Raw genomic sequence first — 15,171 nt, forward strand, 5'->3', positions numbered from 1 at the left:
CGCATCGTTCACCGGGGGAGTGACAGAGGTGTGTTGAAAGGAATCAACAAGCTTCCCTTAGACATTATTTCTGTCGATGAGTGAACAGGAGTTCAACTTTTCAGGATAGGGACATCAATTTAAGAGCGTGATTAATACGGGTGACAACGTATCCTTTAAGGCGTTGCAGCAGTGACGGCGCGGCGCGGCCTCTCAATAGTTTTCCGGCAGGTGCTTCACCTCTTTAAGTACACCTTTGACGATGACGATATATCCTCCGTCTTTCAGATCTGAAAGGATGCGCATAATGCCGCTGCGGGAGAGTCGGGTTTTACTGCGGATATAGGTCTCTGCCAGGATGGTTTCACGAATTTCCGCCGGGATATTGATCAGCTCATACAGTTGGTGACGAACAACATTATAGGTTGTTGGGGTAATCAGCTTAAACATCTTCTCGATTACCATGCTGCCAATAGCAAGCTGGTGGCGGGAAAAGAGTTCCCACAAATTATGCTCAGTCAAAAGGGCGAACAGTTTTTCCCGCTCAAGGATGGCAATTTCTGACGGGACGATGGTTTTAATGATATAGGTTGAAAGTGTGTCTGCCGGAAGCGAAATCACGCCGCGAAGGGTAGGGGCATCAAACAGATCAATGAGAATATCATCCGGCTGACGGTACATTGAGATCGCACCCGAGCGGACGAAATAACATTGTGATTGTTGCTGTGCTGAGATGACATAGCGGGTGTTAACCGCGACAGGGTGATAATGCAAAAAAGGATCAAGTTGTTTCATCAACGCCAGCAAAGGGGCTGGCTCGGTTCGCGTTGACCTGATATTAATATTAGGGAAGGTGCGAATAAGCGGGGAAATTCTTCTCGGCTGACTCAGTCATTTCATTTCTTCATGTTTGAGCCGATTTTTTCTCCCGTAAATGCCTTGAATCAGCCTATTTAGACCGTTTCTTCGCCATTTAAGGTGTTATCCCCAGTTTTTAGTGAGATCTCTCCCACTGACGTATCATTTGGTCCGCCCGAAACAGGTTGGCCAGCGTGAATAACATCGCCAGTTGGTTATCGTTTTTCAGCAACCCCTTGTATCTGGCTTTCACGAAGCCGAACTGTCGCTTGATGATGCGAAATGGGTGCTCCACCTTGGCCCGGATGCTGGCTTTCATGTATTCGATGTTGATGGCCGTTTTGTTCTTGCGTGGATGCTGTTTCAAGGTTCTTACCTTGCCGGGGCGCTCGGCGATCAGCCAGTCCACATCCACCTCGGCCAGCTCCTCGCGCTGTGGCGCCCCTTGGTAGCCGGCATCGGCTGAGACAAATTGCTCCTCTCCATGCAGCAGATTACCCAGCTGATTGAGGTCATGCTCGTTGGCCGCGGTGGTGACTAGGCTGTGGGTCAGGCCACTCTTGGCATCGACACCAATGTGGGCCTTCATGCCAAAGTGCCACTGATTGCCTTTCTTGGTCTGATGCATCTCCGGATCGCGTTGCTGCTCTTTGTTCTTGGTCGAGCTGGGTGCCTCAATGATGGTGGCATCGACCAAGGTGCCTTGAGTCATCATGACGCCTGCTTCGGCCAGCCAGCGATTGATGGTCTTGAACAATTGGCGGGCCAGTTGATGCTGCTCCAGCAGGTGGCGGAAATTCATGATGGTGGTGCGGTCCGGCAAGGCGCTATCCAGGGATAACCGGGCAAACAGACGCATGGAGGCGATTTCGTACAGAGCATCTTCCATCGCGCCATCGCTCAGGTTGTACCAATGCTGCATGCAGTGAATGCGTAGCATGGTTTCCAGCGGATAAGGTCGCCGGCCATTACCAGCCTTGGGGTAAAACGGCTCGATGACTTCCACCATGTTTTGCCATGGCAGAATCTGCTCCATGCGGGACAAGAAAATCTCTTTTCTGGTCTGACGGCGCTTACTGCTGAATTCACTGTCGGCGAAGGTAAGTTGATGACTCATGATGAACCCTGTTCCATGGCTCCAGATGACAAACATGATCTCATATCAGGGACTTGTTCGCACCTTCCATAGCAAAGATTCAAAAGTCTGTTTTACTCCCGATGTCGTGAGCAAGATGGGATTCAAAGCCGACAGTGAGAAGGCGTTTACTTTCTGGCACAACAACCAGTGCGTCGACATTACGGCCCTGAAAGGTGTGCTGGTGAATCCTGATTTGAGCGCCGGGGTATTAACCATCAATGTCCCTCAGGCCTACGTCGAATATTCCGATGACAACTGGGTGCCGAGCAGCATGTGGGATGAAGGCGTGCCGGGCCTGCTGGCGGACTATAACCTCAACGCTCAGGCACGGCAGAACCAGCATGGCAGCGATGACGATAGCGTCTCGGGTAACGGCACCTTCGGCGCCAACCTCGGTGCATGGCGCGCTCGCGCAGACTGGCAAACAAACTATGACGATAGCACTGACGGGGAAAATGGTTCCGATCAAAAAAGGTGGAGCTGGAGCCGGGTCTATCTCTATCGCGCACTGACTGCTCTCAAAGCGAAGCTGACGCTGGGCGAGGACTATCTGAATTCAGATTTATTCGACAGTTTCCGCTTTGCCGGGGCGAGCGTGGTTTCCGATGACAATATGCTGCCACCGAACCTGCGCGGCTATGCGCCGGAAGTAACCGGTGTGGCGAAAACCAATGCCAAAGTGACCATCTCCCAGCAGGGGCGAGTGATCTATGAAACGCAGGTGGCGGCAGGCCCATTCGCGATTCAGGACCTTAACAATGCCGTCGCCGGGATGCTGGATGTTCGGGTACAGGAACAGGATGGCTCGGTACAGACCTTTAAGGTCAGCACCGCGAGTATCCCTTATCTGACCCGTCCGGGCAGCGTTCGCTATAAGGTGTTTGCCGGTAAACCGACAAGCTATGACCACAGTACCGAAGGCGATACTTTTGGCTCTGGTGAGTTTTCCTGGGGCATCAGCAATGGCTGGTCGCTTTACGGCGGGGCGGTGAGCAGCAACGACTATCTCTCTCTGGCTGCCGGTATTGGTCGCGATTTGATGGTGCTGGGCGCCCTGTCGTTCGACGTCACCCGTTCAGATGCAAAACTCGACGAGGAGGACCGTCACGGGCAGTCATACCGCGTCAGTTACTCAAAACGTTTCGACGAAACCGACAGCCAGGTGACATTCGCCGGCTACCGTTTCTCTGAAAAAGATTACATGAGTTTCAATGACTACCTGAACTACAAGACGAACAATGATGACTTTATGCAGAGTAAGGAGATGTACACAGCGACGTTCAGCCAGCAGTTTAAATCGCTCGGACTTTCCGCGTACCTGAACTATGCACACCAGACCTACTGGAATACCCCTACTGAGGATCGTTACAACCTGTCATTGTCGCGCTTTTTCGACATTGGCAAATGGAAAAACATTAACGGCTCGCTGACGGCCTATCGCAACAAATTCAACGGTGAAAACGATGATGGCATGTACGTGTCGCTTTCCGTGCCATGGGGTGAATCCGGGTCGCTCAGCTATAACGGCTCGGTTAACGGTAACAATAACAGCCATAACCTGGCGTACTTTGACCATCTGAAAAATGGCGATAACTACCGCATTGCGGCGGGCGGTAGCGACGACGGCGGTACCCTGAGCGGTTACTACGACCATTCAGCAGATGTGGCCGACATTACGGCTAACGTCGATTACCAGCAGAACCAGTACACCTCCGCCGGGCTCTCCCTTCGCGGCGGGATGACGGCCACCACCCACGGTGCGGCGCTGCATCGGTCGAACAACCTGGGAGGTACCCGAGTGATGGTGGATACCGGGGATGCAGCGGATATTCCGGTGCAGGGCTACAGCGATAGCACGCGTACCAACCGGTTTGGCAAAGCGGTTATTACCGAGGTCAGCAATTACAACAAGAACAACCTGAGCATCGACATTAACGATCTTCCTGATAACGCGGAAGCTTCTTCCTCCGTTGTACAGGCAACGTTGACCGAAGGCGCCATTGGCTACCGGAAATTTAATGTAATTTCCGGCGAGAAAGCGATGGGTGTCATTCGCCTGGCTGACAGCAGCTATCCACCGTTTGGTGCCAGCGTGCAGAACGCCGAGAAACAAGAAATCGGCATTGTTAACGATGACGGTCAGACGTATCTCTCCGGCCTCAAGCCGGGCGCGAAACTGAATGTGAGCTGGGATGGTGAGGTGCAGTGTGCCGTCACCGTGCCGGAAAAATTATCAGGACTCAACCAGAACGGAAATCTGTTACTGCCGTGCCAGTAAGCCACGGTTCAGAAAACCTTTAAACGAGTGAAATAGATGAAGATGTTAAACCGTAAAAATACCCTTTCCGTTCTGGCTGTAGTGCTGGGTGGTCTGATGGCCGCGCAGCAGGCGAACGCTGCAATTTCGCTGGATCGCACCCGTGTGATCGTGAACGGCGGCGAGAAATCCGTCAGCCTGAACATCAGTAATGAGAACAAAAACCTGCCGTATCTGGCACAGGGTTGGATTGAAGATGCGCAGGGCAACAAGGTGTCCTCACCGATGACGGTGCTGCCGCCGGTGCAGCGCCTGGAAGCAGGAGCCAAAAGCCAGGTGAAGGTGCAGACGTCACCGGCCATGAGCGCACTGCCGCAGGATCGTGAATCGCTGTTCTACTTCAACCTGCGCGAAATTCCGCCGCGCAGCAACAAGCCGAACACGCTGCAAATTGCTCTGCAGACGCGTATCAAACTTTTTTACCGACCCGCAGCCATTGCGCTGGACAAGACTCAGGCAGCAACCGGGGACTGGGTGGAGAAAGTGACGCTTACGCGTAACGGGGATAAATACGTGCTGAACAATCCCACGCCGTACTTCCTGACTATCGTGGAAGGACGTACGTCAGAAAAGGGGAGCCCGGTGAGCTTGCAGCCAGTGATGGTGGCGCCTAAAGATAAGGTGACCATTGAGGCCTCTGCCGCAGCCCTGGGGACCTCACCGGTACTGACCTACGTGAATGATTATGGCGGACGTCCAAAAGTTCAGTTCACCTGTAGCGGCGCTAACTGCACGGCAAAACTACTGAAAAACCAATAATCAGGACGTAAGGGATAACAACAATGAACGGAATGACGAAGACGGTTCTGGCCGTTAGCCTGCTGCTCGCGGTATCCGGGGCAGCCCGTGCGGAAGATGAGAAGCCGCTGGTAGATACCGGCACGTTATTTGTCCATGGCGATCTGCTGGAAAACACCTGCCGGATGACCATGGACTCAGCCTGGCAGGATGTGGATCTCGGCAGCACCAGTCGGGCCGACGTGAACCAGGTCGGCAAAGCGGCAGCCCCGGTGAAGGTCAATATCTATCTGCAGGACTGCCCGGAACTGGCGAACTGGAGCACCAACATCACGCCGATGACGACGACTTTCAGCACGCTGCAGCCGCCTTACAAGGCAAGATTTACGGCGGTACAGGACGAGAGCAACCCGGCGCTGATTAAAGTGACGGGTGCATCGGGTATCGGCCTGCGCCTGCGCGACAGTCGCGGCGAAACGGTGATGCTCTCGCGTAACAGCGACAGTATTTTGCTGAACCCGGGGCAGAACCAGGTGACGTTTACGCTGCAACCGGAGCGGACTTCCGCACCGTTTGTCGCCGGGCCGTATCACGCGCTGGTTAACTTCAGCATGATTTACCAATAGGAGACGCCATGAGCAAAATGAAATGGCTGGGCGTCGTGCTAGCGCTGACGGCGTATCAGGGGGCATGGGCGGCTCAGAATACGGCAATGGTTACAGTGAATGTGACCATCAACACCTCGCCGTGCGAGATAAACAACAATCAAATTATTGACGTGGATTTCGGCGATAACGTGATTACCACCGACGTAGCGAAAGGGGTTGTGGAAAAAGAGGTGAATTACACGTTCGATTGCACAAGCGCGGACCAGAGCAAAACGTTGGCGATGACCATTAAAGGCGCTGGGGCAGATTTTGATGCTGATATCCTCAAAACCACTATCCCGGAACTGGGGATCCGCATCAAAGCGGACGGTATCGACTATCCGCTGAACACGAAACTGGCGCTGGCGAGCTCGACCAGCAAACCCGCGCTGAAGGCGCTGCTGGTACAGCAGCCAGGCGCACATCTGCCGACCGGCGCTTTTACCGCTGGGGCAACAATGACGGTGAACTACCAGTGAAAAAGCGAATCATCACGTTAAGCCTGGCAGGGCTGCTGTCTCTGGGCGCTCAGGCGGCTGAAAATATGGCGTTTCACGGCACGCTGGTGGCACCCCCGTGTAGCATCAATAACGGTCAAACCATTGAGGTGCTTTTTGGCACAAATCTTGGGGTGAATAAAATCGATGGAATCAACTATAAGCAACCTGTGAATTACAGCGTGGACTGCGATGCGGGGTACAGCGTTAACAATCTGGCGATTGTAATCGATACCGCCACGCCCGCAGCCTTTGATGGCTCTGCGGTAGTGACGAACAAAACCGGCCTGGGCATTCACATTCTCGTGGACGGTGTGGCGGCCACCTTCGCTAAGCGTGTTGCTGTAGCAGACCCGGCGTCGCCGCCGAAGATAGAGGCGGTTCCGGTGCAGGACTCGGCGGTTACGCTCACCGAAGGGGCGTTTGAAGCCACAATGACGCTGCGTGCGGATTACCTCTGAGGAGCCAACATGAAATTTGTACTATTCCTTCCGGCTTTGCTGGCCGGCATGCTGACGGTGAATGCGTCGCGGGCTGCGGAAAACGTCCACTTCTCGGGAGCCTTAGTAGCTGAGCCCTGTACGCTGCCTGATGCCGACACGGATATTCATGTCGATTTCGGTACGGTTGTTGTTAAGTATCTTTATCAGTATCAGCGTACTAAGGGCCAGTCGTTTACCCTCCATCTGGAAGACTGCGATCCTTCGCTCATGAATACAGTGGGCGTCACGTTTGAAGGGCAAGCGGACAACGAACTCAAGGATATGCTGGCACTTGACCCAGCGAGCAGTGCAAAAGGCGTGGCGATTGGGTTTTCGATGCCGGATGGTTCTTCTCTGGCCGTGAATAAAATCAGTCCTGTCAAGCAGCTGAGTCAGGGCAAAAACAACCTTGATTTCTACGCTTACGTTCAGGCTCGACCTACTGCGATTACGGCAAAAACGCTCGCTGTTGGTGACTTCAGTGCTATCAGTACTTTTGTATTAACGTATCAATAAACAGAGAAAAAGCATGAAACGTTTTTTTGTTTTTCTAGTCTTGTTTTTTTCAATATCGGCGCAAGCAGGGCTTTGGCCAATTATTACCAGCATTCGAAATGAAAGTGTTGGAGGTGGTACGTATCATTACTATATTACTCAAAAGCCTCTGGAAATAGGGCCTTCTGTGGATGTGGTAATGGATAAGCAATATATAGAATTAACTCATCGACATAACCCGACAACAAATGATAATACCGGTACATGGGAAGTAGAGGAACCAACTAACGCATCTCAGACGATTAGTGAAATTGCTATGCACTTATATAATACCTCTGGGAAAAATGTAGCTTATGTTACTCATACCGGCAATTCTCCATCACCACAAGAATGTGTTGCATATATCGTGACGCCATATTTAGGTACAATATGGAGCTCCGTTTTTGTGCCGGGCGGTTGTTTGCTTATTCCACCAGCCCAGGAATGGTGCAAAATTACCTCTCCAGAAATAGTCCTTGAGCATGGGACGATAACGTTAAAGCAGGCTGAGGGCGATGTGGCCACCACGTCGATGGGTGTACAGTGCTCTGTACCGGCTTCGGTTACGTTCAACCTGATTACGAAAGATAAATATGTGTATCTTGATGAGGGGAAATCCGAATTAACCGTTGCTGATAAACCGCTGAACACAAAAATCGATCTGCCAGAGGGCGATTCGCTGGTGCCCGTTAAAGATCTTCTGACAGGCGTGACCAAAGAGGGTTTCCATACGGGGTCCAGCGTTATTGTGATGATGCCTTACTAATATGATTCCGCGTCGGGAAGGGGTTACCTTCCCGAACGTGTGAATATAGCGCTCGTCTTTAATCGTACAAACTATAATCATGGATTATGATTAAAATACTCATCAATATTCCTGATGTTTTTTTTGCCTATGGACTAAAAGAAAGATTAAGGATTTTTTTTCACAATGCCGGAATGGACGTTTTATTTGAATTTGGTGAGGGAGGGGCGTTAAATTTTTCACCTGATCTGAGCATTCATCACTTTGCACGTGGAGAAATATTTACTTGCCCAGGTGTAATAAATTGCAATCATGCCCATATTACTATCGGTATAATTGAACAAGAGTTTGTTGTGAACGACTTGCCGAATTGTCTAAAAAATATTATCCCTGTTGATTATAATTTAAGCTTGCAGGGGCTGGATAATATATTAAAGCGTATTGTTTTACCGAAACTACAAGCGAACTTCACAAATATGTATTTTTCTAAAGTTGGGTGTTATAACTGTAGGCACGTTAAGCTTACTGTTCAGCAAACTAACATATTAAAATACGTCACAGCAGGGATATCAATGAGGGAAATTTCAAAGCTTATGGATGTTAATATAAAGACTTTATATTCTCATAAGTATATTATTTATAGGAAGTATGGTTTGAAAAGCCTAACTGATATTATAAGTTTAATGCGAAAAATAAAAGTTCTCTGATTATCCTCTTTCCTTCTGATGTATATCCATACTCTGTCTTTGCTCATAAGATAAATTGCCCGACGCGATAGTAAACGGGCCCGCGTAACGGCGACGTGATTGCGTCTGTATCCCTCTTTTTCCGGCAAGGCTCACAAAAAATGAACCTTCCGTTTGATCGCGTCTCAATCTTACCCTATATGACTAGTCATGAAATTTAAAATGACTAGTCATATAGGGAGAGAGCATGAACAATTCGCTGCCGGCCAATTTTTTATGGGGCAACTCCGTGTCCAGCATGCAGACGGAAGGGGCCTGGAACGAGGGCGGGAAAGGGATGTCGGTGTACGACATTCGCGAAGCCGGGGAGAACATCTCCGACTGGAAAGTCGCGACCGACTCCTACCACCGCTACCGGGAAGATTTCGACCTGATGCAGGATCTGGGCATGAACTGCTACCGCTTTCAGATCTCATGGAGCCGCGTCTGCCCGCAGGGCGACGGCGCGTTCAACGACGAGGGCATCGCGTTTTACGACCGCTTTATTGACGATCTCATCGCCCGCGGCATCGAGCCGATGGTCTGCCTGTACCATTTCGATATGCCGCTGGCGCTGGCGCAGGAGTACAACGGCTTCAACGACCGCCGCGTGATGGACGCCTTTATCCGCTACGGCAAAAAGATGATCGACTGCTATGGCGACCGCGTGAAGTACTGGCTGACCTTCAACGAGCAGAACATCTTCCATATGCCGGAAGCGTTCCGTATTTCCGGCTATATGCACGGCGAGAAAACCCTGCGCGAGCTGTACGAGTTGCAGCACCATACGATGGTGGCGCACATGGCGCTGACCGAGTATCTGCACCAGACCAGACCGGGCCAGCTGATGGGCGGCATGCTGGCGCACCAGCTGATCTACCCGGCCACCTGCAAACCGCGCGATATCTTCTGCGCCCAGCAGTACGACGAATTCCTCAACCAGAACCTGCTGCGCGTCTTCGCAGGGCAGGGCTACAGCCCTGCTGTGATGGCGGTGGTGGAGCAGGAGGGCTTTGGCGATATCTACCGCGCCGAGGATTTAGCGCTGCTGGCGCGCACCAGAAACGACTATATGGCCTTCAGCTACTACGCCAGCAAAACGCTGGACAGCGATGCGATCCCGGAAGGCACGCCGGTGAACTATTACCTGCTGCACGGCGAGAAAAACAACCCCTACCTGAAGGCCACCGAGTGGAACTGGCAGATCGATCCGCTGGGCTTTCGCACCATCATCACCCGCTACGCCAACGACTGGCGGATGCCGGTCTTCCCAATCGAAAACGGCATCGGGGTGATTGAGTCCTGGGACGGCGTGAACCCTATTGAGGACACCTACCGCATCGACTACCACCGGGCGCATATCAATGCCATGAAGGAGGCGATGTTCGAGGACGGGGCAGAGGTAATCGGCTACCTCGGCTGGGGGTTAATCGACATTCTCAGCTCCCAGGGCGACATGCGTAAGCGCTACGGCGTGGTCTATGTCAACCGGGAAAACCACGACCTGAAAGACCTGAAGCGCGTGCCGAAGAAGAGCTACGCGTGGTTAAAACAGGTTATCCATACCAACGGACGCGAGATGTAAGCCGTACGCTGCCGGGCCGTTTTTGTGACTGATTGATGGGAACTATCCGCTATGTCTGAAACAAAAATAACACCGCACATGCAGTCTTTTGTCGATAAATTTGTTGAGTTCTCGGCGCGCCTGGCTAATCAGGTGCACCTTCGCTCCCTGCGCGACGCCTTCGCCACGGTGATGCCCATTTTCATCCTCGCCGGTCTGGCGGTACTGGTGAACAACGTGGTTTTTCCGTGGATTTTTCACGGCGACACGCTCGCGCAGTTTAAGGTGTGGGGCGAGGCGATTATCAACGGCACGCTGAACATTGCCGCGCTGCTGCTGGCGCCGATGATTGCCTGGTCGCTGGCGCGCAACAAAGATTTCGACAATCCGGTCTCGGCAGTGGTGATCGCCGTCAGCAGCTTCATCATCATGATGCCGATGCGCCTGCAGATTACGCCCGTCGGCAGCGATGCCGCGGTGAACGTCACCCAGGTGCTGACGTTCGCCAATATCGGCTCAACCGGGATTTTCGCCGGGGTGCTGATCGGGCTGCTCTCAACGGAACTGTTTATCGCCATTTCGCGCCTGAAGGCGCTGAACATTTCCCTAGGGGAAAACGTGCCTCCGGCGGTGAGCAAATCCTTTACCGCGCTGATCCCGACCATCCTCACGCTCTCCCTGTTCGCCGTGCTGGCGGCCGTGCTGGCAAACGTGCTGCACACGGACCTGATCCATCTCATTACCACCTTTATCCAGCAGCCGCTGCGGCTGATCAACACCAGCCTGCCGGGAACGATTTTCATCTACAGCTTCGGTAACTTCCTGTTCACGCTGGGTATTCATCAGTCTGTCGTTAACAGCGTGGTGCTGGAGCCTTTCCTGCTGATCAACACCAACGAGAACATGCTGGCCTTCGCCAACGGCCAGCCCATCCCGCATATCATCAACAACATCTTCGTGCCGACGTTTGGCATGGTGGGCGGCACGGGCAGCACGATCTCGCTGCTGATTGCCATCTTTATCTTCTCCAGACAAAAATCGGCGAAGCAGGTGGCGCGTCTGTCGCTGGCGCCCGGTTTATTCAACATCAACGAGCCGGTGATTTTCGGCCTGCCGATCGTGTTTAACCTGCCGCTGATGATCCCGTTTGTGCTGCTGCCCGCCATCGGCATTTACTTCGCCTGGCTCTGTACCACGCTGGGGTTAATGTCGCGCTGCGTGGTGATGATCCCGTGGACCACGCCGCCAATTCTCAGCGCCTGGCTGGCGACGGCGGGGGACTGGCGGGCGGTGGTGGTGCAGTTGGCAATCATCGTATTTGGTGTATTCTTCTACCTGCCTTTCCTCAAGATTGCCGAGAGAGTGGCGTTGAAAAACAGCGGGATAGAAAACTAACTGAAAGGAAGGACGATGGCGGCGAAGTACATCACCATAGCGCGGGAAATTAAGAAACGCATTATTAGCCAGCAGTACGCCGCCAACGAACCCCTGCCGGACCAGTTTGCGCTGGCGGCGGAGTTCAGCTCCAGCCGGATGACCATTCAGCAGGCGATGCGCCAGCTGATCGTCGAAGGTCTGGTCTATACCCGTCAGGGGCAGGGCACGTTCATCCGCAAAAACTTTCTTCAGCTCTCGCAGTGGGATCTCTCCGGCAGCGACTACTTTGGTGCGACCAAAACCTGGGAACATCTGGGAACGGTGACCAGCCGGGTGGTGCATTTCGAGCTGCGCTTCCCGAACGACAAAGAGCAGGCGTCGCTGATGATTAACGCCGATGCGCCGATCTATGACTTCATTCGACTCCGTTTGCTGAACGGCGAACCGATGTCGCTGGATTCCACGGTGATGCCGATGAATCTGGTGCCGGGCCTGACGAAAAACCATCTTGAAGGTTCAGTGTTCCAGTACGTGCAGGAGACGCTGGCGTTGAAAATTATGGGGTCGTATCGGGTGGTGCGGGCGCTTAAACCCAACGCGCTGGACAGGGAGCATCTGGTCTGCGAGCAGACCGATCCCGTACTGGAAGTGGAGCAGGTGATTTATCTGGAGGATGGCACGCCGCTGGAGTATGCGCACTGCCACTATCGGTACGACCACGGCGGGATCGTGATCGTGAATAACGGATAAAAAAAAGCGGGCAACGAGGCCCGCTTTTTTAATGCTTCTTTATCAGTTCAAACGCACCGGCATACCGGAGCGGTTCTGCACGGCCTGGTCAACAATCGCCGTTTCTACGTCTGGCTGAGAAGTCACCGCCTGCACCGCGCTGTTCAGCGTAACAGGGACGATTTCGTTGTTGTTGATCTGGTCTTCGCTGGTGGACAGCGGGTTGTGCACTTCGATGTAGCGGCTGCCGTCTGGCTCAGAGGTCGCTTTCACCGGTTCGTTGATGAACTGCACGCGCGTACCGACCGGCACGTTTTCGAACAGGAACTTGATGTCGTCGTTACGCAGGCGCACGCAGCCGTGGCTTACGCGCAGGCCGATACCGAAGTTGGCGTTGGTGCCGTGGATAGCGTACAGGCGGCCAATGTACAGCGCGTACAGACCCATTGGGTTATCCGGGCCTGCCGGCACAACGGCTGGCAGCGGTTCGCCCGCAGCGATGTATTCCGCGTGCATTTTAGCGGTCGGCGTCCAGGTTGGGCCCGCTTTCTTACGCTCAACTTTGGTGGTCCAGTTCATCGGGGTGTCTTTACCCAGCTGGCCGATACCGATTGGCAGCACGATAACGGTGTTGGTGCCTTTCGGGTAGTAATACAGACGCATTTCGGCGCTGTTAATCACGATACCTTCATGAACGGTATCCGGCAGGATCAGCTGCTGAGGGATATTCAGCACGGTACCCGCTTTCGGCAGATACGGGTCAACGCCCGGGTTCGCTTCCAGCATGTTAGACAGGCCCAGCTGGTACTGCGCAGCGAAATACTCCAGTGGCTGAGAGTTACCTTCTGGTACCGTCACAACCTGGTTCTGGCCTACCAGACGGCTACCGTCTGTTGGCAGGGGATACGTCACCGCAGACGCGGTCTTACAAAAACCTACTACGGCTAACGCCGCCGCAAAAAGCGTTGTTAATTTCATGTTCATGTTGTGCGAGGTATCTAAGCCATTCTGGCGATGAGTTGATAAGTCTGAATCTGTGATGGGAGCGCATTATATGTGCATTCCCGCTTACAGGGAATTCAGATGTGTACGAAATCACATTTTTTTCGATTTTGTTAAAGTTTAGTGGATTGCCGCAACACGGGATCTCAATTCGGAATTGTGGCATAATGCCGTGTTTATCACACTTTTCGCAGGAATCTCCCCGTGTTAGTTACCAGCAACGTCACTATGCAGTTTGGCAGTAAGCCGCTGTTCGAAAACATTTCCGTCAAATTTGGCGGCGGCAACCGTTACGGCCTGATTGGTGCCAACGGTAGCGGAAAATCCACCTTTATGAAGATCCTCGGCGGTGACCTGGAGCCGACGCTCGGCAACGTATCGCTCGACCCTAACGAGCGTATCGGTAAGCTGCGTCAGGATCAGTTCGCCTTCGAAGAGTTCACCGTGCTTGACACCGTGATCATGGGGCATGGGGAACTGTGGGAAGTGAAGCAGGAGCGCGATCGCATCTACGCGCTGGCAGAAATGAGCGAAGAAGACGGCTATAAAGTGGCCGAGCTGGAAACGCAGTACGGCGAGATGGACGGCTACTCTGCGGAAGCGCGCGCGGGCGAGCTGCTGCTGGGCGTGGGCATTCCGGTTGAACAGCATTACGGCCCGATGAGCGAAGTTGCACCAGGCTGGAAGCTGCGCGTGCTGCTGGCACAGGCGCTGTTCTCTAACCCGGACATCCTGCTGCTCGACGAACCGACGAACAACCTGGACATCGACACCATCCGCTGGCTGGAGCAGACGCTGAACGATCGCGACAGCACCATGATCATCATCTCGCACGACCGTCACTTCCTGAACATGGTCTGTACGCACATGGCGGATCTGGACTACGGCGAGCTGCGCGTTTACCCGGGCAACTACGACGAATACATGACGGCGGCCACCCAGGCGCGTGAACGTCTGCTGGCGGATAACGCCAAGAAGAAAGCGCAGATTGCTGACCTGCAGTCCTTCGTCAGCCGCTTTAGCGCTAACGCCTCTAAGTCGCGTCAGGCGACCTCGCGTGCGCGTCAGATCGACAAAATCAAGCTGGACGAAGTCAAAGCCTCCAGCCGTCAGAACCCGTTCATCCGCTTCGAGCAGGACAAGAAACTGTTCCGTAACGCGCTGGAAGTGGAAGCTCTTGAAAAAGGCTTTGAGAACGGCCCGCTGTTTAAAAAATTCAACCTGCTGCTGGAAGTGGGCGAGAAGATTGCCATCCTCGGTGCCAACGGCGTGGGTAAATCCACCATGCTGAAAACCCTGGTGGGCGAACTGCAGCCGGACAACGGCACCGTGAAGTGGTCTGAAAACGCGCAGATTGGCTACTACGCGCAAGACCATGAGTACGAGTTCGAAAACGACCTCACCGTCTTCGACTGGATGAGCCAGTGGAAGCAGGAAGGCGACGACGAGCAGGCGGTGCGCAGCATTCTGGGTCGTCTGCTGTTCAGCCAGGACGACATCAAAAAACCGGCTAAGGTGCTCTCCGGTGGCGAGAAGGGGCGCATGCTGTTCGGCAAGCTGATGATGGAAAAACCAAACATCCTGGTGATGGACGAACCGACTAACCACCTGGACATGGAATCTATCGAATCCCTGAACATGGCGCTGGAGATGTATCAGGGTACCCTGATCTTCGTCTCTCACGACCGTGAGTTCGTCAGCTCGCTGGCGACCCGCGTGATCGAAATTACGCCAGAGCGCGTGGTGGACTTCACCGGTAACTATGAAGATTACCTGCGCAGTAAAGGTATCGAGAACTAAAAAAAGCCGGGTGGCGGCTTCGCCTTACCCGGCCTACGT

Annotated in this window: 14 protein-coding genes and 1 pseudogene; 12 read left to right on the forward strand and 3 right to left on the reverse strand. The window is 53.4% G+C overall.

What is annotated here, in order from left to right; genetic code table 11:
• Nucleotides 1-192: 192 nt before the first annotated feature.
• Together ACJ69_RS02650 and ACJ69_RS02655 are read right to left on the reverse strand one after the other, a co-directional pair.
• Nucleotides 193-786: a helix-turn-helix domain-containing protein gene (locus ACJ69_RS02650; RefSeq protein ID WP_155616767.1), complete on the reverse strand. Its 594-nt coding sequence runs from the start codon at nucleotides 784-786 to the stop codon at nucleotides 193-195.
• A gap of 187 nt (nucleotides 787-973) precedes the next feature.
• Nucleotides 974-1,954 (reverse strand): IS5-like element IS5 family transposase, encoded by a 981-nt coding sequence (locus ACJ69_RS02655; RefSeq protein ID WP_000019402.1) that lies wholly within the window; start codon nucleotides 1,952-1,954, stop codon nucleotides 974-976.
• Between the two features lie 79 nt (nucleotides 1,955-2,033).
• Here ACJ69_RS02655 and ACJ69_RS02660 point away from each other — a divergent pair.
• The 11 genes and pseudogenes from ACJ69_RS02660 to ACJ69_RS02710 form a co-directional block, all read left to right on the forward strand.
• A pseudogene (locus ACJ69_RS02660) lies at nucleotides 2,034-4,253 on the forward strand (outer membrane usher protein); the annotation flags it as partial.
• Nucleotides 4,254-4,295: 42 nt separating this feature from the next.
• Nucleotides 4,296-5,051, forward strand: a complete 756-nt coding sequence (locus ACJ69_RS02665) for a fimbria/pilus periplasmic chaperone (protein WP_059347802.1) — start codon at nucleotides 4,296-4,298, stop codon at nucleotides 5,049-5,051.
• A gap of 23 nt (nucleotides 5,052-5,074) precedes the next feature.
• Nucleotides 5,075-5,656: a fimbrial protein gene (locus tag ACJ69_RS02670; RefSeq protein ID WP_054830301.1), complete on the forward strand. Its 582-nt coding sequence runs from the start codon at nucleotides 5,075-5,077 to the stop codon at nucleotides 5,654-5,656.
• Nucleotides 5,657-5,664: 8 nt separating this feature from the next.
• On the forward strand, nucleotides 5,665-6,156 hold the full coding sequence (locus ACJ69_RS02675) for a fimbrial protein (RefSeq protein WP_059346383.1): 492 nt from the start codon (nucleotides 5,665-5,667) through the stop codon (nucleotides 6,154-6,156).
• A 65-nt stretch (nucleotides 6,157-6,221) separates the two neighbouring features.
• The gene (locus ACJ69_RS02680) at nucleotides 6,222-6,635 is read left to right on the forward strand and encodes a fimbrial protein (RefSeq protein ID WP_081051453.1); all 414 of its coding nucleotides are present in this window, start codon (nucleotides 6,222-6,224) and stop codon (nucleotides 6,633-6,635) included.
• A 9-nt stretch (nucleotides 6,636-6,644) separates the two neighbouring features.
• Nucleotides 6,645-7,172 carry a fimbrial protein gene (locus tag ACJ69_RS02685; protein WP_071886544.1) on the forward strand — a complete coding sequence of 176 codons (528 nt, stop codon included), beginning with the start codon at nucleotides 6,645-6,647 and terminating at the stop codon, nucleotides 7,170-7,172.
• Between the two features lie 13 nt (nucleotides 7,173-7,185).
• Nucleotides 7,186-7,956 (forward strand): PapG chaperone-binding domain-containing protein, encoded by a 771-nt coding sequence (locus tag ACJ69_RS25115; protein ID WP_153252534.1) that lies wholly within the window; start codon nucleotides 7,186-7,188, stop codon nucleotides 7,954-7,956.
• Nucleotides 7,957-8,042: 86 nt separating this feature from the next.
• Complete coding sequence (locus tag ACJ69_RS02695; RefSeq protein WP_059346385.1) at nucleotides 8,043-8,642, forward strand: helix-turn-helix transcriptional regulator; 600 nt, start codon at nucleotides 8,043-8,045, stop codon at nucleotides 8,640-8,642.
• 226 nt (nucleotides 8,643-8,868) lie between these two features.
• The gene (locus ACJ69_RS02700) at nucleotides 8,869-10,245 is read left to right on the forward strand and encodes a glycoside hydrolase family 1 protein (RefSeq protein WP_059346386.1); all 1,377 of its coding nucleotides are present in this window, start codon (nucleotides 8,869-8,871) and stop codon (nucleotides 10,243-10,245) included.
• 51 nt (nucleotides 10,246-10,296) lie between these two features.
• Nucleotides 10,297-11,619 carry a PTS sugar transporter subunit IIC gene (locus ACJ69_RS02705; protein ID WP_054830297.1) on the forward strand — a complete coding sequence of 441 codons (1,323 nt, stop codon included), beginning with the start codon at nucleotides 10,297-10,299 and terminating at the stop codon, nucleotides 11,617-11,619.
• Nucleotides 11,620-11,634: 15 nt separating this feature from the next.
• Complete coding sequence (locus ACJ69_RS02710; RefSeq protein WP_054830296.1) at nucleotides 11,635-12,351, forward strand: GntR family transcriptional regulator; 717 nt, start codon at nucleotides 11,635-11,637, stop codon at nucleotides 12,349-12,351.
• Nucleotides 12,352-12,393: 42 nt separating this feature from the next.
• Here the strand turns inward: ACJ69_RS02710 and ldtB are convergent, their stop codons facing one another.
• Nucleotides 12,394-13,314 carry a L,D-transpeptidase gene (ldtB, locus tag ACJ69_RS02715; RefSeq protein ID WP_029740604.1) on the reverse strand — a complete coding sequence of 307 codons (921 nt, stop codon included), beginning with the start codon at nucleotides 13,312-13,314 and terminating at the stop codon, nucleotides 12,394-12,396.
• Nucleotides 13,315-13,536: 222 nt separating this feature from the next.
• On the opposite strand from ldtB, the gene ACJ69_RS02720 reads away from it, so the two are divergent.
• Nucleotides 13,537-15,132: an ABC-F family ATPase gene (locus ACJ69_RS02720; protein WP_029740603.1), complete on the forward strand. Its 1,596-nt coding sequence runs from the start codon at nucleotides 13,537-13,539 to the stop codon at nucleotides 15,130-15,132.
• Nucleotides 15,133-15,171 lie beyond the last annotated feature (39 nt).

The sequence above is a fragment of the Enterobacter asburiae genome (assembly GCF_001521715.1).
Classification (GTDB): Bacteria; Pseudomonadota; Gammaproteobacteria; order Enterobacterales; family Enterobacteriaceae; genus Enterobacter; species Enterobacter asburiae.